This window comes from Paramagnetospirillum kuznetsovii, from assembly GCF_003284725.1.
Taxonomy (GTDB): domain Bacteria; phylum Pseudomonadota; class Alphaproteobacteria; order Rhodospirillales; family Magnetospirillaceae; genus Phaeospirillum; species Phaeospirillum kuznetsovii.
Window position 1 is genome coordinate 1 of sequence record NZ_PGTO01000069.1, and the last position, 517, is coordinate 517.

General features: G+C 67.5%; 1 protein-coding gene. It reads left to right on the forward strand.

Going from position 1 to position 517, the window contains the following annotated elements:
- On the forward strand, positions 1-517 hold a 517-nt coding region (locus CU669_RS20980), incomplete at both ends, for a VCBS domain-containing protein (RefSeq protein ID WP_205119540.1).

Genomic DNA, 517 nt, shown 5'->3' on the forward strand with positions numbered 1-517 from the left:
ATCGACGGAGCCAACGACAGCGCCACCATCAGCGGCAACAGCTCCGCCCATCTGGCCGAGGACGGCAATGCCTCGGCCACCGGTCATCTCGCCGTCGCCGATGTGGACGCGGGCCAAGCCCATGTCCAGGCCTCCACCGTGGTCACCGACCAGGGCACCTTCGCCATCGGCACCGACGGCAATTGGAGCTTCGCCGTCAATTCCGCCGATCCCAGCGTCCAGGCCCTGGGTGCTGGCGATTCCATGACCAAGAGCTTCACCGTCACCTCGGCCGACGGCACCGCGACCCAGACCGTCTCCGTCACCATCGACGGAGCCAACGACAGCGCCACCATCAGCGGCAACAGCTCCGCCCATCTGGCCGAGGACGGCAATGCCTCGGCTTCCGGTCATCTCGCCGTCGCCGATGTGGACGCGGGCCAAGCCCATGTCCAGGCCTCCACCGTGGTCACCGACCAGGGCACCTTCGCCATCGGCACCGACGGCAATTGGAGCTTCGCCGTCAATTCCGCCGACC